A 20,624-nucleotide genomic window follows, 5' to 3' on the forward strand; every position below is an offset into this window, starting at 1 on the left:
CCCGAGCAATTCGTCACACGCGCCAACACATACACACATGGCCAGCCCCGAACTCAGTCAATTCCGCCGCATCGTCGTCAAGGTCGGCTCCGCACTGCTGGTCGATTCCGACAAGGGCGAGGTGCGGACGTCCTGGCTCGCCGCGCTTGCCGACGACATGGCCAAGCTGCACAAGGAGGGACGCGACGTCCTCGTCGTCTCCTCGGGCTCGATCGCGCTCGGCCGCAGCCGGCTCAAGCTGCCGCGCGGCCCGCTGAAGCTGGAGGAGAGCCAGGCCGCCGCTGCCGTCGGCCAGATCGCGCTGGCGCGGATCTGGTCCGAGGTGCTCGGCGCGCACGGCATCGACGCCGGGCAGATTCTCGTGACGCTCCAGGATACCGAGGAGCGCCGCCGCTATCTCAATGCGCGCTCCACCATCGGCAAGCTCCTGGAGTGGCGCGCCATCCCCGTGATCAACGAGAACGACACGGTCGCCACCACCGAGATCCGCTACGGGGACAACGACCGCCTCGCCGCGCGCGTCGCGACCATGGCGAGCGCCGATCTCCTGGTGCTGCTCTCCGATATCGACGGGCTCTACGATGCCCCCCCGAAGAACAACCCGAACGCAAAGCTCATTCCCGTCGTCGACAGCATCTCCTCGGAGATCGAGGCTGTCGCAGGCGACGCCGAGTCCGAGCTCTCGCGCGGCGGCATGCGCACGAAGGTCGAGGCGGCCAAGATCGCCACGACCGGCGGCACGCATATGCTGATCGCCTCCGGCAAGATCGAGCATCCGCTGCAGGCAATCGCCAATGGCGGCCGCTGCACCTGGTTCCTGACACCGGCCAATCCCATCACCTCGCGCAAGCGCTGGATCGCGGGCACGCTGGAGCCGAAGGGCACGCTGACGATCGACGCCGGCGCGGTGACGGCGCTGCGGGCCGGCGCCAGCCTGCTGCCGGCCGGCGTGATCAAGGTCGAGGGCCAGTTCGCCCGCGGCGATGCCGTGATCGTGCGCGGCCCCGATACGAGCGAGATCGGCCGCGGCCTGATCGCCTATGACGCCGACGACGCCGAACGCATCAAGGGCCGCTCCTCCCCTGATGTGATGACCATCCTCGGCATCAGCGGCCGCGCGGAGATGATCCACCGTGACGATCTGGTGGTGGGCGGGTAAACCCGTTGCTCCGTCATTCCGGGATGGTTCGAAGGACCAGACCCGGAATCTCGAGATTCCGGGTTCGATGCTCCGCATCGCCCCGGAATGACGCCCAAGGAAAACATGGACAAGCCCGCCACAACGTCGGGGCTGGGCCAATGACCCAGCCGTCGCGCGGCCGGGGAGACCTGCCATACCCTCCCCGCCCTTCGCAAAAGCGGGATTTCCGTGCTAGGACACTGCCTTAGCAGAAGGTTGAAACCCCAATGGCCGCCCCCCTCAAAGCCGTCGACGGCAATGCCGATCGGACTGGCGATCTCCAGGCGCTGATGTCCGATCTCGCCGCCCGTGCCCGCGCTGCCGCGCGCGTGCTGGCGCTGGCGCCGCCGGAGCAGAAGAACCGGGCGCTCGAGGCCATGGAGCGGGCGATCCGCAGCAATGCGGCGGCGATCCTCGCGGCCAATGCCGAGGACGTCGCGGAGGCGCGCGCCTCCAGCAACATGACCGCGTCCTTCATCGACCGCCTGACGCTGACACCGGCGCGTGTGGAGAGCATGGCCGAGGGTATCGGCATCGTGCGCGGCATCGCCGATCCGGTCGGAATCGTCACCGAGAGCTGGCAGCGGCCGAACGGCATGACCATCGAGCGCGTGCGCGTGCCGCTCGGTGTCGTCGGCGTGATCTTCGAAAGCCGGCCGAACGTCGCAGCGGATGCCGGCGTGCTGTGCCTGAAGTCCGGCAATGCCGTGATCCTGCGCGGCGGCTCCGACAGTTTCCGCTCCTGCCGCGCCATCCATGAATGTCTGGTGCAGGGTCTGCGCGAAGCGGGCCTCCCCGAGGCTGCGATCACGCTGGTGCCGACGCGCGACCGCGCGGCGGTCGGCATGATGCTGTCGGGGTTGAACGGCGCGATCGACGTCATCGTGCCGCGCGGCGGCAAGAGCCTCGTCGCGCGCGTCGAGCAGGAAGCGCGCGTGCCGGTGTTCGCGCATCTCGAAGGCGTCAACCACGTCTATGTCGATGCCAGCGCCGACCTCGCCATGGCGAAGTCGATCGTGCTCAACGCCAAGATGCGGCGCACCGGCGTCTGCGGCGCAGCCGAGACGCTGTTGGTCGATCGCGCGGCTGCTGCGACGAGCCTGAAGCCGCTGGTCGAGATGCTGATCGAGGCCGGCTGCGAAGTGCGCGGCGACGACGTCGTGCAGAAGACAGACGCGCGCGTAAAGCCTGCGAACGACGACGATTGGGACACCGAATATCTCGACGCGATCATCGCGGCGAAGGTGGTGGACGGCGTCGACGGCGCGATCGCGCATATCCAGAACCACGGCTCGCATCACACCGATGCGATCGTGAGCGAGAACGAGGCCGCTGCGAAGAAATTCCTGAGCGAGGTCGATTCCGCGATCGTGCTGCACAACGCCTCGACGCAGTTTGCCGATGGCGGCGAGTTCGGCTTCGGTGCCGAGATCGGCATCGCCACCGGCCGCTTTCACGCCCGGGGACCTGTCGGCGCCGAGCAGTTGACGAGCTTCAAATATCGCGTTCACGGCACCGGGCAGACGCGGCCGTAGATAACGTCGCGAGGCGCGGGCAATTGAGCAACAATTTCGTCGTGCCGCGTTTCGTGGCGCAAGCGATCCCGCCCTCGACCCCGGGCATGCGCGTCGGCCTGCTCGGCGGCTCCTTCAATCCGCCGCATCAGGCCCATCGCGCGATCAGTCAGTTCGCGCTCAAGCGATTGCAACTCGATCGCGTCTGGTGGCTGGTCACGCCCGGCAACCCGCTGAAGGAGAACGGCACGCTGCATGAACTCGGCGCGCGCATGCAGGCCGCGCGCGACGTCGCCAACGATCCCAGGATCGAGGTGAGCTGTCTCGAATCCGTCATTCGCACGCGCTACACTATCGACACGATCAACACCTTGCGCCGCCGTCTCCGCGGCCTGCGCTTTGTCTGGATCATGGGCGCCGACAACCTCGCTCAATTCCACCGTTGGCAGGACTGGCGGCGCATCGCCGGCCAGGTGCCGATCGCGGTCATCGATCGCCCGCCGCAGAGTTTTCGTGCCCTCGCCTCTCCTGCCGCCAAGGCACTATCGCGCTACCGCCTCCCCGAGAATGAGGCGGCGTTGCTGGCGGATCGGCCGGCGCCGGCCTGGGTCTTCCTCACCGGACTGAAGCTGAACCTGTCCTCGACGGGCCTGCGGAACCCGGACGGGAGCTGGAAAGGTACGAAGTGAGACAGACTGTGCGGATCGGGGCTCTCTGGCATATTGAAACCCTTAACCCCACATGATGTAGTGTAACCCGCGAGGATCGGATTCGGCTCTCGCGATACAGTGAAAGGAATGGTCCCTGGCCACATCTGTATTGTCCAAGTCTGTTTTACCCAAGGTTGCTAAGCCTACGCGTAAAACATCGACCAAAGCTGCGGCCTTGAAGGCGCAACCCGACGCCGACAAGACGCTGAGCCTGATCCTCTCCCGCCTCGAGGACATGAAGGCGGAAGAGACGGTCACAATCGACCTTCGCGGCAAATCGGCGTACTCCGACTACATGATCGTCACCACGGGCCGGGCCAACCGGCACGTCGGCGCGATCGCGGAAAACGTCACGAAGAGCCTCAAGGAAACCGGCATCAAGAACATCCACGTCGAGGGCTTGCCCAATTGCGACTGGGTGCTGATCGATTCCGGCGATGTGATCGTGCACGTGTTCAGACCCGAGGTCCGCGAGTTCTACAATCTCGAGAGATTGTACACGCAGGGCCCAGGGGCGGCGAAGGCGATCTAGAGGCTCAAAGAGCCGATTTCGAATCGGCTGACGCGCATGCTAGCGTCGTGCGCGCGCGAGATGCGCGCGGCCTTGAAAACACGGCTCTGAACACATGCGTGTTGCTGTCATTGCGGTGGGCCGGCTGAAGCAGGGCCCCGAACGGGAGCTTGCCGACCGCTATTTCGAGCGGTTCGACGAGGCCGGCCGCAAGCTCGGATTCCGCGAGCTGTCGATCCACGAAATTCCCGAGAGCCGCGCGCGCGACGCCGCGACGCGGATGGCCGAAGAGGCTGCGGCGATCGGTGCGTACATCCCGGACAAGTCGATCCTGGTGGCGCTGGACGAACGCGGCCAGAATCTCGATTCCACCGTATTCGCACGGCACCTCGGGCGCTGGCGCGACGAGGGTGCCGGTCATACTATCTTCGTGATCGGAGGGGCGGACGGACTTTCGCCCGAATTGCGCCGTAAGGCCAAGCTCGCGATCGCGTTCGGCTCTGCGACCTGGCCGCACCAAATGGTCCGCGTCATGCTTCTGGAACAGCTTTATCGGGCCGCCACCATCCTGGCCGGCCACCCCTATCACCGCGCGTGATCCGCGCCACAACGAGCACCTTTGCCTAAAGCGATGCGAGCGCCTGTCCTCAACCTGCTGCTGATCGCGAGCGTCTCAGGCGCAACTGTCTTGGATGCAAGTGTCTTGGGCGCAAGCCTCGCGCAAGCTCAGACGCCGGCGCCGCAGACCGCAGCCGTCTCGCCCGATGCGATCAAGCAGCGCGAGCAGGAGCTGGAGGCCGCGCGCGCCAGGCAGAAGAGCGCGGAGGAGGCTCAGGCCAAGCTCAAGGCCGAGATCAGCTCGCTCGGCCAGGACCGCACCCAGCTCAACCAGCAGCTGATCGACACTGCCGCCAATGTGCGCAGCGTCGAGACCAAGATCGACGAAGCCGAAGCGCGGCTGAAGACGCTCAACGGCCGCGAGCAGGCGATGCGCACCTCGCTTGATTCGCGCCGCGCCGACATCGTCGAGGTACTGGCGGCCTTGCAGCGCGCCGGCCGGCGCACGCCGCCCGCGCTGCTGGTGCGGCCCGAGGACGCGCTGCAATCGCTGCGCACGGCGATGCTGCTCGGCGCCGTCGTGCCGGAACTGCGCGGCCGCGCCGAAAAGATCGCGAGCGAGCTCGGCGAGCTCGTGGCTCTGCGCAAGAACATCGCCACCGAACGCGACCAGCTCGCTTCCGATCGCGACAGGGTCCGCAACGACCAGAGCCGGCTCGCCGCATTGGTCGACGAACGGCAGCGCCAGCAGGCCGCGCGCGAGAAGGACCTCGATGCCGAGAACTCGCGCGCCATCATGCTTTCAAGGCAGGTCGGCGATCTCCAGGGCCTGATCGCCAAGATGGAGCAGGACCTGCAAAGCGCCGCCAAGGCGGCGGAGAAGGCAGCCGAGGCCGCCAGGCAGGCGGAGGCAAAAGCGGCCGCCGGCGCCAAGTCGGGCCCTGGCGCTTTCAAGGACCGGTCCCGGACCAGCCCCGCGATCGCCTTCGCTTCGGCCAAGGGCCTGCTGCCGCTTCCGGTTAACGGTAACAAGATCAGGGACTTTGGCGGTTCCGATGGGGTCGGCGGGGTCCAGAAGGGCATTTCGCTGGCCACCAAGCCGGGCTCCCAGGTCACGACGCCGTGTGATGGCTGGGTGGTCTATGCCGGCCCGTTCCGCAGTTATGGACAACTCTTGATCCTCAACGCCGGGGGCGGGTATCATGTCCTGATCGCCGGGATGGAGCGCATTTCGGTCAACATCGGACAGTTTGTGCTCACGGGGGAGCCGGTCGCGACCATGGGGTCGACCTCTCAAGTCGCCTCCATTCTCGCCACGAACGCGAGTCAACCTGTGCTGTATGTCGAGTTCCGCAAAGACGGCACTCCAATCGATCCAGGCCCATGGTGGGCCGCAAATGAAGGCGAGAAGGTTCGCGGATGATGCGCAAGACTTCAGTTATCCTCCTCAGCGCGGCCACCGGTGCGGCGCTGACGCTGTTCGTGACCCAGCCGCGCGCGGTCTTCATGGGCTCCAGCGCGCGGGCCGCCACCGCAGACACCTATCGCCAGCTCAATCTGTTCGGCGACGTCTTCGAGCGCGTGCGCTCCGACTATGTCGAGAAGCCCGACGACACCAAGCTGATCGAATCCGCCATCAGCGGCATGCTCACCGGCCTCGATCCGCATTCGAGCTACATGGACGCCAAGAGCTTCCGCGACATGCAGGTGCAGACCCGCGGTGAGTTCGGAGGCCTCGGCATCGAGGTCACGATGGAAGACGGCCTGATCAAGGTCGTCTCGCCGATCGACGACACACCGGCGTCGCGCGCCGGCATCATGGCCAACGACATCATCACCAATCTCGACGACGAAGCGGTGCAGGGCCTGACCCTGAACCAGGCGGTCGAGAAGATGCGCGGTCCGGTCAACACCAAGATCAAGCTCAAGATCATCCGCAAGGGCCAGGACAATCCGCTCGACGTCACCTTGGTGCGCGACAACATCCGCGTCCGCTCGGTGCGCGCCCGCATCGAGGCCGACGACATCGCCTATATCCGCATCACCACCTTCAACGAGCAGACCACCGAAGGCCTGAAGCGCGAGGTCGCCAACCTCTCGAATCAGATCGGCGACAAGCTGAAGGGCTACATCATCGACCTCCGCAACAATCCGGGCGGCCTGCTCGAGGAAGCGGTCACCGTCTCCGACTCGTTCCTGGAGAAGGGCGAGATCGTGTCGACCCGCGGCCGCAATGCCGAGGAGACCCAGCGCCGCACCGCGCATGCCGGCGACCTCACCAAGGGCAAGCCGGTCATCGTTCTGGTCAATGGCGGCTCGGCCTCGGCGTCCGAAATCGTCGCCGGCGCGCTGCAGGACCACAAGCGCGCGACCATCGTCGGCACGCGCTCGTTCGGCAAGGGCTCGGTGCAGACCATCATCCCGCTCGGCTCGGGCAACGGCGCGCTGCGCCTGACCACGGCGCGCTACTACACGCCGTCGGGCAAGTCGATCCAGGCCAAGGGCATCGTGCCCGATATCGAAGTGCTCCAGGACGTGCCGGACGAGTTGAAGTCGCGCACCGACACCAAGGGCGAGGCTTCGCTGCGCGGCCATCTGAAGAACGACGGCGACGAGAAGACCGGCTCGCAGTCCTACGTCCCGCCGGACGCCAAGGACGACAAGGCGCTGAAGCTCGCCGACGACCTGCTCCACGGCATCAAGAACAGCGCCTCCGCGGCGCCCACGCCGGGTACCGACAAGGCCGCGACCGACAAGCCCAAAGCGGCGAACTGAGTCGGCGCGACCCGCGCGATCCAACGCAAAGGGCGGCTCCCGGAGCCGCCCTTTTTTGTTTGGAGCTCATGGCATCCCCGGCCTATCCCGGCCTGCCGCCGCTTGACCTCGGCGTGGTATCGTCGGCAGCAGTGATTCGGGATCGCGCATGACTGAAACGGCCGATGATCTGAGCGCCCCGCTCGGACAGGACAAGCTGCGCCGGAAACGCCGGCTGCGGCTGCCGTTCACGGCCATGCAGGCGCTCGCCATGCTGCTCGGCCTGTTCCTCGTCACCTTTGCCGGCTTCGCCATCTTCAACAAGGATCCGCTCGGCGGCGAGCCGATGACCCGGATCGCGATCCGCGAGCCCAAAGCCACGGACGAGAAGCCGGCCGCCTCCGGCCACGGCCAGGACAGCAAGCAAGAGAGCAAGCACGAGACCAGGGAGGCGCCGAAGCAGGCCGCTCCCGGCGAGCAGAAGACCGTCACCATGATCGATGGCTCCACCGGCGCGCGCCACGACGTGGTGATCGGCGCCGGCGAGGCCGACGACAAGGGCGAGGCGGCGTCCGCACCGCCGCCGGTCATGGCCGGAATCGACCCGAAGCTGCTGGAGAAGTCGCGCTACGGCATGATCCCGGTGGTCGCCGACGGATCGAAGCCGTTCAACGTCTACGCGGCCGATGCCGACCGCGCCAAGGCCGCCAAGATGCCGGTCGTCGCGATCGTGATCGGCGGGCTCGGCGTCGGCGCCGCCAAGACCACCGACGCGATCATGAAGCTGCCGGCCGCGGTGACGCTGGCCTTCACGCCCTATGGTTCCGATCCAGGAAAAATCGCCGAGCGGGCCCGCACCCAGCGCCACGAGATCTTCCTCCAGATCCCGATGGAGCCCTACGACTTCCCTGACAACGACCCGGGCCCGCAGACGCTGCTGACCTCGCTCAGCGCCGACCAGAACATGGACCGCCTGTACTGGCACCTGAGCCGGATGCAGGGCTATGCCGGCATCACCAATTTCATGGGCGCCCGCTTCGTGGCGACGGACGCGGCGATGCAGCCGATCATCCGCGAGGCGGCCAAGCGCGGCCTCGGCTTCTTCGACGACGGCTCCTCGCCCCGCAGCATCGCACCCCAGGCCGCAGCGAGCCAGGCGATGCCGTTCGGCAAGGGCGACATCGCGATCGACGTGGTGCCGACCCCGGCCGAGATCGACCGTGCCCTGAACAAGCTCGAATCGGCGGCGCGCGAGCGCGGCACGGCCATCGGCACCGCCTCCGCCCTCCCCGTCTCGATCGAGCGCATCGGCGCCTGGACCAAGACATTGGGCGACCGGGGTATCCTTTTGGTGCCATTGACAACCGCGATGCTGAAATCAAAATCCAGCTAAATCAACGAATTGGTACGGTACGGGTCCCGCGGGGCCGAGATGCCCTGCCGGAAGCACGCGAGAGGTTTGGCGGAATGGCGCGTTACGAGGATCTGCCCTACCGGACTTGCGTCGGAGTGATGCTGATCAACGCGAAGGGACTGGTGTTCATCGGCCGCCGCGCCGGTGGCATCGAACATATCGACGACACCCATGTCTGGCAGATGCCGCAAGGCGGCGTCGATCCCGGCGAGGACACCTGGGCGGCCGCCAAGCGCGAGCTCTATGAGGAGACCAGCGTGCGCTCGGTCGAGCGGCTCGGCGAGGTTCCGGACTGGCTGATCTACGACATCCCGCGCACCGTCGCAGGCCGCGCCTGGAAGGGCCGCTACCGCGGCCAGCGCCAGAAATGGTTCGCGGTGCGCTTCACCGGCAAGGACAGCGAGATCAATGTCGAAAACCCCGGCGGCGGCCACAAGGCCGAGTTCGTCAGCTGGCGCTGGGAGCCGATGAAGAATCTTCCCGGGCTGATCATCCCCTTCAAACGCCCGGTCTATGAGCGCGTGGTGAAGGAGTTTTCCGCGCTGGCGGAGGAATAGTTTGCACCGTCACTCCGGGGCGTGCGAAGCACGAACCCGGGATCTCGGAATTCCGGGGCTGGCCTTTCGGACCATCCCGGAATGACGATCAGAGAAGTGACCGCATGTCGAACGACAACAAACCCTACCGTCCCAATGTCGGGATCGCGCTGTTCAATGCCGAAGGCCGCGTGCTGATCGGCCACCGCTTCAAGGGCGACGGCCCCGAGATCATCCTGCCGGGTCTCGACTGGCAGATGCCGCAGGGCGGCGTCGACGAGGGCGAGGACCTGCGCGATGCGGCGATGCGCGAGCTCTGGGAGGAGACCAATGTCGTCAGCGCGAGCTATCTCGGCGAGACCGACTGGCTCACCTACGAATTCCCGCCCTATGACGGACCGCAGACGCATCGGCTGGCGAAGTTTCGCGGCCAGCGCCAGAAATGGTTCGCGCTGCGCTTCACCGGCAAGGACGACGAGATCGATCCGCTGACGCCGCAGAACGGGCAGCCCGCGGAATTCGACGCGTGGCGCTGGGAGCAGCTCGATCGCGTCGCCGATCTCGTGGTGCCGTTCCGCCGCGAGGTCTATCGGGCCGTGGCGCAGCAGTTCGCGCCCTTCGCGAGCTAAACTGCGAAAACAACCCCATGCACAGTAGAATGGTGGTTGAAATCATTGGGACATTCTCGACGGAAATTTGCGCGTGCGGGCCGCACGATTCTCTCGTTCCTCCCCCCTTGTTGGGGAGGGAACGCACCTTTGTTGGCGCGTTCGTCGGGCCCAATCAGAGCAAGCGCTAGTTCGTCGGCCCGACCGTAAACGGGCCGATCGCGATCACGTGGCAGTCGCTGTCGCGCCTCGCGCAATCGGCCAGCGCGGAATTGACCGCGGTCTGCTCGTCGGCGGCCTTCAGGCCGAGGCCGGGGCGTCCTGCGGTGCCGACGGCGACGGCATTCCAGCCCATGCCGTCCGCGAGCTTGCGCACGACCTCGTCGCGGGCGTCGGCCACGATCGAGGCATTGCTCGCAGCATGGAAGAAGCCGGTGATCCTGAGCAGGGTCGGAATCGGCACGACGAAATTATCGTCCACCGCGACGATCATGCAAGCGACGCCCGCGATCGCGCCGCACGATTCCAGCGCACGCCGCGCCGATTCCTCGGGCGATGATGAGCCCAGCACCATGAAATATTGTCCGCCCGGGCCGAGCGCGACCGACCGGGATTTCGCCGCCGGCACGAACATGTTCTCGAGCCGGACCTTTTGCGGATCGCGCACCATCGGAAAGTCCTTCGACGCAAAGGTTCGCTCGGTCATCGCGTCATGCCGAAAATAGGGAGACGGCGGCATCGGCGGCTTGCCATGCGTGTAGACGACATTGTTGCCGACCGCATAGAGCTCGCAGCGCCGCGGCGATTGCGCGGCATCGGCGCGCTTCTGGCACTGATCGAGCGCGGCGTTACGCGCGGCCTCCTCGTTCGGCTGGTTCAACGCTGAACCAGTGAAGCCGCCGATATTGAGCGCGAAGGCCTTGTAGTCGCCGGCGGCGGAATAGTCCCCGGCCAGGTAGTTGCGGATGCGCTCGTTGATGAAGGGCACGCTGTCGGCAGCAAACTTGCCCGTCATCGGCGAGGCGGATGGCGACGGTGCGGGCATCGGCGCCATCGCAGCGCCGGCATTCGGCGGCGCCGTCGGCGCTACCTGCGCCTTTGCGAGCTGGGTCGGCGTCGCGCTCGGCGCCGCACTTGGCGTCGCGGCCGGCGTCACCACGGCGGTCGCCGTCTGCTTGAGCTTGGTGTTGTAGAGGAAGCCGGTGACAACGATGGCAACGACCGAGACGACTGCCACCACCAGCGGCCACATCCACACGGGTGCGGCGGCGAGCCTGGAGGCGGGCTTCTTCAACTGCGGCTTCGAATAGGTGCCGTCCTCGCGCCGCATCGCCACCATGTAGGCATGCACCGGCGTCGGGATGTTCTTCACCTCCTGCGCGCCGATATCGGCGAACTGCACCGACAGCTTGTTGGCGACCTGCTCGTGCACGGCACGGGAAACGCAGATGCCGCCGACCTCGGCGAGGCCTTCCAGCCGCGCGGCGATGTTGACGCCGTCGCCGAGCAGATCGCCGTTGCGCTCGACCACGTCGCCGATGGTGATGCCGATGCGGAACGACATCTGCCGGCTCGGCGGATAGGCCATGTTGCGGGTCCGCAAGGACTCCTGGATGTCGATCGCGCAGCGCACCGCGTCCACCGCGCTCGGAAATTCCGCGAGCACGGCATCGCCGGCGGTGTTGAAGATGCGACCGGTCGCCTTTGCGATGAAATCGTCGATGACTTCGCGGTAGGAGGCCAGGCGCCGCAGCGTCTCCTCCTCGTCTTCCGCGACCAGCCTCGAATACCCGGCAATATCGGCTGCGAAAATCGCTGCGATCTTGCGTTTCATCTGTGACCCGCCCCGGAACAAATTCGCGGGCGAAGAATGCCGCTATCGGCTGCGCAGTGCAACAAAGTTTCAGCGCCCGCCACTTCCGTGACGAGCGCTGAACTTATTCAGGAATTTCTTGCAGGAATTTCGCGTTCGAGCCCCGAAGCGATGCCTCGGGGCTTAATGCATAGCCGTCGAGCTGAGCTGCTGCTGGATGCTCTTGTAGTGGTCCAGCCGCTCGATGGCCAGATCGAGCTCGCCGCCTTCGTGCTCCTTCAGGCCCTCCTCCATCTCCGCGATGGTCTCGGCGAACTGGGCACGATCGAGCTCGTCCAGCGAGGTCGCGACGTCGGCGAGCACGGTGAGGCCCTTTTCGGAGACTTCGGCGAGGCCGCCGAGCACGATGATCTTCTCGTGGCGGCCGGCGGTGGTGACGGTGAGGATGCCCGGCCGGATTGCAGCCACGACCGGCGCATGTCCCGCCAGCACGCCGAAGTCGCCCTCGACGCCGGGGATGTCGACCTGGTCGACCTCACCCGAGAATGCGAGCTTTTCCGGCGAGACGAGATCGAAGTGGAAGGTGGCCATGAGAAACCTGCGAATAGCGAGTGGCGAATGGCGAGCGGCGAGTGGGAGCGGCGACTATTCGCTACTCCCCATTCGCCATTCGCTTCTTAGGCCGCTTCAGCGGCGAGCTTCTTGCCCTTCTCGACCGCCTCTTCGATGGTGCCGACCATGTAGAAGGCAGCTTCCGGCAGGTGGTCGTACTTGCCTTCCACCAGGCCCTTGAAGCCCTTGATGGTGTCGGCGAGGTCGACGAACTTGCCGGGCGAGCCGGTGAAGATTTCGGCGACGTGGAACGGCTGCGACATGAAGCGCTCGACCTTGCGGGCGCGGGCCACCGTCAGCTTGTCCTCTTCCGAAAGCTCGTCCATGCCGAGAATGGCGATGATGTCCTGAAGCGCCTTGTAGCGCTGCAGCACCTGCTGGACCTGACGGGCGACCGCGTAGTGCTCCTCGCCGACGACCAGCGGGGAGAGCATGCGCGAGGTCGAGTCGAGCGGGTCCACCGCCGGGTAGATGCCCTTTTCGGCGATCGAGCGCGACAGCGTGGTGGTCGCGTCCAGATGCGCGAACGAGGTCGCGGGCGCCGGGTCGGTCAAGTCGTCGGCCGGAACGTAGATGGCCTGCACCGAGGTGATCGAGCCCTTCTGCGTGGTGGTGATGCGCTCCTGCAGCGCGCCCATGTCGGTCGCGAGCGTCGGCTGATAACCCACCGCCGAAGGAATACGGCCGAGCAGCGCCGACACTTCCGAGCCGGCCTGGGTGAAGCGGAAGATGTTGTCGACGAAGAACAGCACGTCCTGGCCCTTGTCGCGGAAGTCTTCCGCGATGGTCAGACCGGTGAGCGCGACGCGGGCGCGGGCGCCCGGCGGCTCGTTCATCTGGCCGAACACCAGCGCGCACTTCGACTTCACGCTCGGATCCGGATTGTGCGGATCGGCGTTGACCTTGGACTCGATGAACTCGTGATAGAGGTCGTTGCCCTCGCGGGTACGCTCGCCGACGCCGGCGAACACGGAGTAACCACCGTGCGCCTTCGCGACGTTGTTGATCAGCTCCTGAATCAGCACGGTCTTGCCGACGCCGGCGCCGCCGAACAGGCCGATCTTGCCGCCCTTCGCATAGGGAGCCAGGAGATCGACGACCTTGATGCCGGTGACGAGAATTTCAGCTTCGGTGGACTGGTCGGTGTAGGTCGGCGCTTCCTGGTGGATGGCGCGCAGGCCTTCCGACTTGACCGGGCCGGCTTCGTCGATCGGCTCGCCGATGACGTTGATGATGCGGCCGAGCGTGCCTTCGCCGACGGGAACGCGGATCGGCGAACCGGTGTCGGTCACTTCCTGGCCGCGGACCAGACCCTCGGTGGTGTCCATCGCGATCGTGCGCACGGTGGATTCGCCGAGATGCTGGGCGACTTCGAGCACCAGGCGGTTGCCGCCGTTCTTGGTCTCGAGCGAATTGAGAATGGCCGGGAGGTGGCCTTCGAACTGCACGTCGACGACGGCGCCGATGACCTGGGTGACGCGACCGGACTGGGCTGCCATTGAATGTCTCCTTCGATCCGAACTTCTAGACCACGGTCAACTGACCGGGATGTTGGGTTTAACGGGCAATGAAGCGCCTTGATCAGACGGCCTCGGCACCCGAGATGATTTCGATCAGTTCCTTGGTGATCTGCGCCTGACGCGTGCGGTTGTAGACCAGCGTCTGCTTGCGGATCATCTCACCGGCGTTGCGCGTCGCGTTGTCCATCGCGCTCATCTGCGCGCCGTAGAACGAGGCGTTGTTCTCGAGCAGCGCGCGGAAAATCTGGACCGCGAGGTTGCGCGGCAGCAGGCGCGTGAGGATCTCGTCCTCTTCCGGCTCGTATTCGTAAGACGTCGTGCTGGCGGCAGTGCCCTCCTCGACGACCAGCGGGATGATCTGCTGGGCGGTCGGGATCTGGGCGATCACCGAGCGGAAGCGCGAATAGAACAGCGTGCAGACGTCGAATTCACCGGCCTCGAAGCGCGCCAGAACCTTCTTGGCGATGTCCTCAGCGTTGACGAAGCCGAGCTGGCGAACGCTGCGCAGGTCGAGATGCTCGACGATCTGCTTGTCGAACTGGCGGCGCAGCTGCTCGTAACCCTTGCGGCCGACGCAGAAGAATTTCACTTCCTTGCCCTGCGCCATCAGCGCCAGCGCGCGCTCACGGGCGAGACGCACGATCGAGGAGTTGAAGGCGCCGGACAGGCCGCGCTCGCCGGTGCAGACCAGCAGCAGGTGGACCTGGTCCCTGCCGGTGCCGGCCAGCAGCGCCGGCGCGCCGGGCGAGCCCGCCGCGGCGCCGGCGATGTTGGAAATCACCGCGCTCATCTTGTCGGCATAGGGACGCGCAGCCTCGGCCGCGGTCTGCGCGCGGCGCAGCTTCGAGGCCGCGACCATCTGCATGGCCTTGGTGATCTTTTGCGTCGCCTTGGTGGAGGCGATGCGGACGCGCATGTCTTTAAGTGACGCCATTCTTCGTCCCCGACGGTTCGAGCCCTTGCGGCCAAACCGCTAGCCTGTCTCTGTCGTCATGCCCGGGCCTGTCCCGGGCATCCACGTCTTCGTCTCCCACGCGGTAAGGCGTGGATGGCCGGGACATCAAATGCGAAGACGCGCTTCGCGCTTTTGGCCCGGCCGTGACGGTTCTTACGCGAAGCTCTTCGCAAAACCTTCGACCACCGACTTCAGCTTGGCAGCGGTGTCGTCGGAGAGGTCGCGGCTGTCGCGGATCGAATTGAGGATCTCGACGTTCTTGCCGCGCAGCAGCGAGAGCAGACCGTCCTCGAACGCGCGCACCTTGTTAACGGGGAGCGGATCGAGATAGCCGTTGGTGCCAGCCCAGATCACGCAGACCTGCTCTTCCATCTTCAGCGGCGAGAACTGCGGCTGCTTCAGGAGCTCGGTCAGGCGCGAACCGCGGTTGAGCAGGCGCTGGGTCGAGGCGTCGAGGTCGGAGCCGAACTGCGCGAACGCCGCCATTTCGCGATACTGCGCGAGCTCGCCCTTGATCTTGCCGGCGACCTTCTTGGTGGCCTTGGTCTGCGCGGACGAACCGACGCGCGACACCGACAGACCGACGTTCACCGCGGGACGGATTCCCTGGAAGAACAGGTCGGTTTCCAGGAAGATCTGGCCGTCGGTGATCGAGATGACGTTGGTCGGGATGTAGGCCGACACGTCGTTGGCCTGGGTTTCGATAATAGGCAGCGCAGTCAGCGAGCCCGAGCCATGATCCTTGCTGAGCTTCGCCGCGCGCTCGAGCAGGCGGGAGTGCAGATAGAACACGTCGCCCGGATAGGCTTCGCGGCCCGGCGGACGGCGCAGCAGCAGCGACATCTGGCGGTAAGCGACGGCCTGCTTGGACAGATCGTCATAGATGATGACGGCGTGCATGCCGTTATCGCGGAAGAATTCGCCCATGGTGCAGGCAGTAAAGGGGGCAATGTACTGCATCGGCGCCGGATCCGAGGCGGTGGCGGCGACGATGATCGAGTATTCGAGCGCGCCCTGCTCTTCCAGCACCTTCACGAACTGGGCGACGGTCGAACGCTTCTGGCCGACTGCGACGTAGACGCAGTACAGCTTGATGTTCTCGTCGGGCTGCGCGTTGAGCGGCTTCTGGTTCAGGATGGTGTCGAGCGCGATCGCGGTCTTGCCGGTCTGACGGTCGCCGATGATCAGCTCGCGCTGGCCGCGGCCGATCGGGATCAGGGCGTCGATCGCCTTGAGGCCGGTCGCCATCGGCTCGCTCACCGACTTGCGCGGAATGATGCCGGGCGCCTTGACGTCGACGCGCATACGCTTGTCGGCCTGGATCGGGCCCTTGCCGTCGATCGGGTTGCCGAGCGCGTCGACGACGCGGCCGAGCAGGCCCTTGCCGACCGGCGCGTCCACGATGGCGCGGGTGCGCTTGACGGTCTGACCTTCCTTGATCTCGCGGTCGGCACCGAAAATAACGACGCCGACGTTGTCGGTTTCGAGGTTCAGCGCCATGCCGCGGGTGCCGTTCTCGAACTCGACCATCTCACCGGCCTGGACGTTGTCCAGACCGTAGACGCGGGCGATACCGTCGCCGACGGACAGCACCTGTCCGACTTCGGAGACTTCAGCTTCCTGGCCGAAATTCTTGATCTGGTCCTTGAGGATCGCGGAAATTTCCGCGGCGCGGATGTCCATCAGCCTGCCTCTTTCATCGCGTGCTTGATCGAATTGAGTTTGGTGCGAAGCGAACCATCCACCATGCGGCTGCCCAGCTTGACGACGAGGCCACCGATGATCGAGGGATCGACTTTCACGTTCAGCGCGACGTCCTTGCCGGTCACCGACTTCAGGGCAACCTTGAGGGCGTCGAGATTCTTGTCCGAGAGCGCCTCCGCCACGGTGACATCAGCGGTCGCCTCGCCCTTGAACTTGGCGACGAGGGCGCGGTAGGCGCGGATGACGTCAGCCACCACGAACAGGCGGCGGTTGGCGGTCAGCACTTTCAGGAAATTGGCAGAGATGCCGGCGATGCCGACCTTGTCCAGCACGGCCGTGAGGGCCCTGGACTGGGCATCGGCCGCGAACACCGGGCTGCGGACGAGGCGCTTCAGATCGGCGCTCTCGCCGAGCAAGGCCTCGAACCTGTCGAGGTCGGCCTTGACCTCGTCGACCGCTTTCTGGTCGCGGGCCAGTTCAAACAAGGCCGTTGCATAACGGCCGGACACACCGGAAACGGACGTATCTTCTGCAGCCACAGACGCGCTCTTTTTGCTGTCAAATTCGCAAGGGAAAAACCGTCGCCACGAAGCGGCGCCTAGCGATCCAAGCCCTTGGAATTCAAGCGGGACTTCGATTTTCGACCAGCACGGGAAGTGCCGGGCTCGTTAAAATCGCGGCTTTGCTAACATAGCAGGCGCGCACGTGCAACATGACGCCAAATTAAAGGCACGAGGTTCTGTCGCCAGTTCGTCGCACTCGACGGCGCTTCAATGACGAGGGGTCGGCGACCTCGACGATGACCTGCCACGCCACGGAATTGCCGCGAGCCTTGCGGCGGTGCGGCGCCGTTGGTTCCTGCTCTCAGCGCATAGCGGCCATGAACACGGATCGCTGAGGCGTGAATTCGGCCCCGGTCGCGCCGCCCGCTGAATACTTACCCAATTCTAAATGCTGAGAGCGATGACTTCACTCTACAGTATTCATAAGTAATAGTTAAGTTAATGAATCGTTAAAGTTAAAGATTACGGAATGTCGGATGAATATACCGGCAGGTCACAAGATATTTCACGACGAAACAGAATGGAATTACTGCCCAATTCATGCCGCATTGCGCAACGAAACGCCAAACCGCTCACAAACTGATGAGGGCTCCACTGGCCACATATGTGGCAATACTAGCTTAGGGACCACTAAATGCTGTCTTTCAAGACGCTGGGCACTGTGACCCGGCCGCGCACGGCGATCGCTTTCATAGCCGCAACCCTCTTCATCGGTGGAACCGCCACCGAAGCTTCCGCCAAATCCAGGCATCACCGGCACCATCATCGCCACCACGCCCAGACCGACGCCAATGCAGGCTCTGATTGGCGCAATGCCAATGCGGCGATGACGCCGTCCTCGGGCACCGGGCACAGCTTCTCCGGCATGGCCTCCTATTACGGCAACGAGTCCGGCAGCAGGACCGCCTCGGGCCAGCGCTTCAACCAGAACGCCATGACCGCGGCACACCGTTCGCTGCCGTTCGGCACCAAGCTGCGCGTCACCCACGGCGGCTCGAGCGTGATCGTCACCATCAATGACCGTGGCCCGTTCATTCGCGGCCGTGTGCTCGACCTCTCCACGGGCGCTGCCCGCGCCATCGGCCTCACCGGCGCCGGCGTCGGCCGCGTCACCGCGGAAGTCATCTCCTAAGGCGCCACGGCGCCTCACATTGCCCGCGCACTTTCCATCAGTTTGATGCGCGCATGAAACAAGCCCGCCGTCTTGGGGGACGGCGGGCTTTTTGTTGTCGTCATTCCGGGGCGATGCGCAGCATCGAGCCCGGAATCCATCGGGCGGCAGGGCCCGCGGTGAAATGGATTCCGGGCTCGCGACTTCGTCGCGCCCCGGAATGACAGCGGAGAATGTGGCGGCGACGGCAGCCTTACAAAAAGCTCTGCGGATCGACGTCCACCTCCAGCTTCTGATTGCCCTTCGGTTTCGGACACACAGCGAGCCAGTTGCGCAAATAGTCCGACAGGTCGAAACCGCGCGCCGATTTCACCAGGATGCGGAAGCGGTAGCGGCCCTTGATGACGGCGAGCGGCGCTTCCGCCGGGCCCAGCACCACCACGCGCTCGTCGCGCGGCGCGAGCGCAACGAGGCGGCGGCCAAAGCCTTCCGCGCTCGGGCGGTCGCCGGCCGAGATGATCAGGCTGGCGAGCCGGCCGAACGGCGGATACAGCGTGCGCTCGCGAAGATCGATCTCGCTGTCGTAGAAGGCTTCGCGGTCGCAGGCGATCAGCGCCTTCATCACGGGATGATCGGGCTGGTGGGTCTGGAGATAGCCGACGCCGCGGCCCTGCTCGCGTCCGGCGCGGCCGATCACCTGGTTGAGCAACTGCCAGGTGCGTTCCGCCGCGCGCGGATCGCCATTGGAAAGGCCGAGATCCGCATCCACGACGCCGACCAGATTGAGCCGCGGGAAATTGTGGCCCTTGGCGACGAGCTGCGTGCCGATGATGATGTCGACGCGGCCCTCCGCGATCTCGGCAAGCTCGGAGCGCATGGTCTCGATCGAGGTGATGAGATCGCTCGACAGCACCATGGTGCGCGCCTCCGGGAACAGCGCGGCCGCTTCTTCCTGCAGGCGCTCGACGCCGGGGCCGACCGCGACCAGCGATTCCTCCGCCGAACAGTTCGGACAGACATGCGGGCGCGGCATCGAGAAGCCGCAATGGTGACAGACGAGGCGCTGGCGGAAGCGATGATCGACCAGCCAGGCATCGCAGATGGTGCAGGCGAAGCGGTGGCCGCAGGCGCGGCACAGCGTCAGCGGCGCATAGCCGCGGCGATTGAGGAACAATAGCGCCTGCTCGCGCCGCTCGATCGCGGTCCTGATCTCGCCCGCCAGGCGCGGCGAGATGAAGCGGCCGCGCGCCGGCGGCTCGCGGCGCATGTCGATCGCCTCGATATGCGGCATGTGCTGGCCGCCGAAGCGCGAGGGCAGCGCGATGCGCTGATAGCGATTCTTGCGCGCATTGACCTCGGATTCGACCGACGGCGTCGCGGAGGCCAGCACGATCGGAATTTTTGCGATATGCGCGCGCACCACCGCCATGTCGCGGGCATGGTAATGCACGCCCTCGTCCTGCTTGTAGGCCTGGTCGTGCTCTTCGTCGACGACGATGAGGCCGAGATTGGCGTAGGGCAGAAACAGCGCCGAGCGCGCGCCGACCACGACCGGCGCGCTGCCTTCGGAGATCGCCGCCCAGTTGCGCGCGCGGGTGCGCGGGGTGAGCTCGGAGTGCCATTCGATCGGCCGCACGCCAAAACGCTGCGCGAAGCGGTCGAGGAACTGGCCGGTGAGCGCGATCTCCGGCATCAGGATCAGCGACTGCCTGCCGCGGCGGATCGCCTCCGCCACCGCCTCGAAATAGACCTCGGTCTTGCCCGAGCCGGTGACGCCGTCGAGCAGCGCGACGTGGAAGGTGCCGTTGGCCGCGAGCGCGCGCATCGTATCGACCGCGGTGCGCTGGAGCGGTGTGAAATCCGGCCGGCCGAAATCCGGATCGGGGGCCGGCGGCGGTGGCGGCGGCGGCATCGGCTCGACCGTGAGCGTGCCTTCGTCCACCAGGCCGTCGATCACGCCGGCCGAGACGCCCGCCTCCTTGGCCGCTTCGGACTTGCCGTGCAGCAGCCGGTCCGACAGCACCGCGATCACGCGTTGCCGCGCCGGCGTCAGCCGCCTGGGGGGATCGCCGATCAGGCGCACGCCGGGGCGCACCCGCTCGGGGCCGAGATTCTCGCCCATCCGCAGGCACATGCGCAGCACCATGCCGCGCGGGCTCAGCGTGTAATTGGCGACCCAGTCGACGACCGAACGCAACTCGGGCTTCAGCGGCTGGAGGTCGAGCTTCTCGCTGACCTCCTTGAGGCGGTTGTGCAGGCGCGGATCGGGATTGGCGTTTTCCGCCCAGACCACGGCGAGCACCTCGCGGGGCCCAAGTGGCACGCCGACGAGATCGCCCGCCTTCAGCTCCATCCCGCGCGGCACCTTGTAGGAATAGGTCTGGTCGAGCGCGACCGGCACCAGCACGTCGACCATGCGGGTCGCGTTGGCGGAGGCGGTGCTGCTGCGGGAGGTGTGGTCCATGAACTGAGAATCGGAACCCGGGGGCCTCAAGGCTAGCGCCGTGAGGCGGCCTTAGCGAACGATAAACGAGTGTGATGCGATATACTGTGCGGAATCA

The 20,624-nt window shown here is 65.7% G+C and carries 18 protein-coding genes; 11 read left to right on the forward strand and 7 right to left on the reverse strand.

Features of this window, described 5'->3' with window-relative positions; all coding sequences use genetic code 11:
* Positions 1–37 precede the first annotated feature (37 nt).
* The 10 genes from proB (at position 38) to BJA_RS02200 (ending at position 9,806) form a co-directional block, all read left to right on the forward strand.
* Positions 38–1,159 carry a glutamate 5-kinase gene (gene proB / locus BJA_RS02155; RefSeq protein ID WP_011083260.1) on the forward strand — a complete coding sequence of 374 codons (1,122 nt, stop codon included), beginning with the start codon at positions 38–40 and terminating at the stop codon, positions 1,157–1,159.
* A 248-nt stretch (positions 1,160–1,407) separates the two neighbouring features.
* Positions 1,408–2,715 carry a glutamate-5-semialdehyde dehydrogenase gene (locus tag BJA_RS02160; RefSeq protein ID WP_011083261.1) on the forward strand — a complete coding sequence of 436 codons (1,308 nt, stop codon included), beginning with the start codon at positions 1,408–1,410 and terminating at the stop codon, positions 2,713–2,715.
* Positions 2,716–2,738: 23 nt separating this feature from the next.
* The gene (locus tag BJA_RS02165; RefSeq protein WP_038965055.1) at positions 2,739–3,383 is read left to right on the forward strand and encodes a nicotinate-nucleotide adenylyltransferase; all 645 of its coding nucleotides are present in this window, start codon (positions 2,739–2,741) and stop codon (positions 3,381–3,383) included.
* Positions 3,384–3,579: 196 nt separating this feature from the next.
* Positions 3,580–3,936 (forward strand): ribosome silencing factor, encoded by a 357-nt coding sequence (gene rsfS / locus BJA_RS02170; RefSeq protein ID WP_027523570.1) that lies wholly within the window; start codon positions 3,580–3,582, stop codon positions 3,934–3,936.
* Positions 3,937–4,030: 94 nt separating this feature from the next.
* Positions 4,031–4,513, forward strand: coding sequence for a 23S rRNA (pseudouridine(1915)-N(3))-methyltransferase RlmH (gene rlmH, locus BJA_RS02175; RefSeq protein ID WP_011083264.1), 483 nt, complete (start codon positions 4,031–4,033; stop codon positions 4,511–4,513).
* Positions 4,514–4,546: 33 nt separating this feature from the next.
* Positions 4,547–5,896 (forward strand): murein hydrolase activator EnvC family protein, encoded by a 1,350-nt coding sequence (locus tag BJA_RS02180; protein WP_011083265.1) that lies wholly within the window; start codon positions 4,547–4,549, stop codon positions 5,894–5,896.
* On the forward strand, positions 5,893–7,248 hold the full coding sequence (locus tag BJA_RS02185) for a S41 family peptidase (protein ID WP_011083266.1): 1,356 nt from the start codon (positions 5,893–5,895) through the stop codon (positions 7,246–7,248). The genes BJA_RS02180 and BJA_RS02185 overlap by 4 nt, the downstream gene beginning before the upstream one ends.
* Before the next feature lie 148 nt (positions 7,249–7,396).
* Positions 7,397–8,620 carry a divergent polysaccharide deacetylase family protein gene (locus BJA_RS02190; protein WP_011083267.1) on the forward strand — a complete coding sequence of 408 codons (1,224 nt, stop codon included), beginning with the start codon at positions 7,397–7,399 and terminating at the stop codon, positions 8,618–8,620.
* 74 nt (positions 8,621–8,694) lie between these two features.
* Entirely contained in the window at positions 8,695–9,198 is a 504-nt protein-coding gene (locus BJA_RS02195; protein WP_011083268.1) for an RNA pyrophosphohydrolase, read from the forward strand.
* Between the two features lie 104 nt (positions 9,199–9,302).
* The gene (locus tag BJA_RS02200; RefSeq protein ID WP_011083269.1) at positions 9,303–9,806 is read left to right on the forward strand and encodes an RNA pyrophosphohydrolase; all 504 of its coding nucleotides are present in this window, start codon (positions 9,303–9,305) and stop codon (positions 9,804–9,806) included.
* 166 nt (positions 9,807–9,972) lie between these two features.
* Here the strand turns inward: BJA_RS02200 and BJA_RS02205 are convergent, their stop codons facing one another.
* The 6 genes from BJA_RS02205 to BJA_RS02230 all read right to left on the reverse strand — a co-directional run bounded on the left by BJA_RS02205 (position 9,973) and on the right by BJA_RS02230 (position 16,928).
* Positions 9,973–11,619: an adenylate/guanylate cyclase domain-containing protein gene (locus BJA_RS02205; RefSeq protein ID WP_011083270.1), complete on the reverse strand. Its 1,647-nt coding sequence runs from the start codon at positions 11,617–11,619 to the stop codon at positions 9,973–9,975.
* Between the two features lie 162 nt (positions 11,620–11,781).
* Entirely contained in the window at positions 11,782–12,189 is a 408-nt protein-coding gene (locus BJA_RS02210; protein ID WP_011083271.1) for a F0F1 ATP synthase subunit epsilon, read from the reverse strand.
* Between the two features lie 86 nt (positions 12,190–12,275).
* Positions 12,276–13,709 (reverse strand): F0F1 ATP synthase subunit beta, encoded by a 1,434-nt coding sequence (atpD, locus tag BJA_RS02215; protein ID WP_011083272.1) that lies wholly within the window; start codon positions 13,707–13,709, stop codon positions 12,276–12,278.
* Between the two features lie 82 nt (positions 13,710–13,791).
* A complete protein-coding gene (locus BJA_RS02220) occupies positions 13,792–14,664 on the reverse strand; it encodes a F0F1 ATP synthase subunit gamma (protein ID WP_011083273.1) in 873 nt (290 codons plus the stop codon).
* Positions 14,665–14,838: 174 nt separating this feature from the next.
* Positions 14,839–16,368 (reverse strand): F0F1 ATP synthase subunit alpha, encoded by a 1,530-nt coding sequence (gene atpA, locus BJA_RS02225; protein WP_011083274.1) that lies wholly within the window; start codon positions 16,366–16,368, stop codon positions 14,839–14,841.
* A complete protein-coding gene (locus tag BJA_RS02230; RefSeq protein ID WP_011083275.1) occupies positions 16,368–16,928 on the reverse strand; it encodes a F0F1 ATP synthase subunit delta in 561 nt (186 codons plus the stop codon). The genes atpA and BJA_RS02230 overlap by 1 nt, the downstream gene beginning before the upstream one ends.
* 658 nt (positions 16,929–17,586) lie before the next feature.
* Between BJA_RS02230 and BJA_RS02235 the strand changes: the two genes are divergently transcribed.
* Positions 17,587–18,084 (forward strand): septal ring lytic transglycosylase RlpA family protein, encoded by a 498-nt coding sequence (locus BJA_RS02235; protein ID WP_011083276.1) that lies wholly within the window; start codon positions 17,587–17,589, stop codon positions 18,082–18,084.
* Between the two features lie 232 nt (positions 18,085–18,316).
* Here BJA_RS02235 and BJA_RS02240 read toward each other — a convergent pair whose 3' ends face one another.
* Positions 18,317–20,527: a primosomal protein N' gene (locus tag BJA_RS02240; protein WP_011083277.1), complete on the reverse strand. Its 2,211-nt coding sequence runs from the start codon at positions 20,525–20,527 to the stop codon at positions 18,317–18,319.
* Between the last annotated feature and the right edge of the window lie 97 nt (positions 20,528–20,624).

The organism is Bradyrhizobium diazoefficiens USDA 110, from assembly GCF_000011365.1.
GTDB classification, from domain to species: Bacteria; Pseudomonadota; Alphaproteobacteria; order Rhizobiales; family Xanthobacteraceae; genus Bradyrhizobium; species Bradyrhizobium diazoefficiens.

What these genes read in the sequence shown, in the direction of transcription:
- proB (WP_011083260.1), top strand. Translation starts at nt 38, where the DNA reads ATGGCCAGCCCCGAACTCAGTCAATTCCGCCGCATCGTCGTCAAGGTC.
- BJA_RS02160 (WP_011083261.1), top strand. Translation starts at nt 1,408, where the DNA reads ATGGCCGCCCCCCTCAAAGCCGTCGACGGCAATGCCGATCGGACTGGC.
- rlmH (WP_011083264.1), top strand. Translation starts at nt 4,031, where the DNA reads ATGCGTGTTGCTGTCATTGCGGTGGGCCGGCTGAAGCAGGGCCCCGAA.
- BJA_RS02180 (WP_011083265.1), top strand. Translation starts at nt 4,547, where the DNA reads ATGCGAGCGCCTGTCCTCAACCTGCTGCTGATCGCGAGCGTCTCAGGC.
- BJA_RS02185 (WP_011083266.1), top strand. Translation starts at nt 5,893, where the DNA reads ATGATGCGCAAGACTTCAGTTATCCTCCTCAGCGCGGCCACCGGTGCG.
- BJA_RS02190 (WP_011083267.1), top strand. Translation starts at nt 7,397, where the DNA reads ATGACTGAAACGGCCGATGATCTGAGCGCCCCGCTCGGACAGGACAAG.
- BJA_RS02195 (WP_011083268.1), top strand. Translation starts at nt 8,695, where the DNA reads ATGGCGCGTTACGAGGATCTGCCCTACCGGACTTGCGTCGGAGTGATG.
- BJA_RS02200 (WP_011083269.1), top strand. Translation starts at nt 9,303, where the DNA reads ATGTCGAACGACAACAAACCCTACCGTCCCAATGTCGGGATCGCGCTG.
- BJA_RS02205 (WP_011083270.1), bottom strand. Translation starts at nt 11,619, where the DNA reads ATGAAACGCAAGATCGCAGCGATTTTCGCAGCCGATATTGCCGGGTAT.
- BJA_RS02210 (WP_011083271.1), bottom strand. Translation starts at nt 12,189, where the DNA reads ATGGCCACCTTCCACTTCGATCTCGTCTCGCCGGAAAAGCTCGCATTC.
- atpD (WP_011083272.1), bottom strand. Translation starts at nt 13,709, where the DNA reads ATGGCAGCCCAGTCCGGTCGCGTCACCCAGGTCATCGGCGCCGTCGTC.
- BJA_RS02220 (WP_011083273.1), bottom strand. Translation starts at nt 14,664, where the DNA reads ATGGCGTCACTTAAAGACATGCGCGTCCGCATCGCCTCCACCAAGGCG.
- atpA (WP_011083274.1), bottom strand. Translation starts at nt 16,368, where the DNA reads ATGGACATCCGCGCCGCGGAAATTTCCGCGATCCTCAAGGACCAGATC.
- BJA_RS02235 (WP_011083276.1), top strand. Translation starts at nt 17,587, where the DNA reads ATGCTGTCTTTCAAGACGCTGGGCACTGTGACCCGGCCGCGCACGGCG.
- BJA_RS02240 (WP_011083277.1), bottom strand. Translation starts at nt 20,527, where the DNA reads ATGGACCACACCTCCCGCAGCAGCACCGCCTCCGCCAACGCGACCCGC.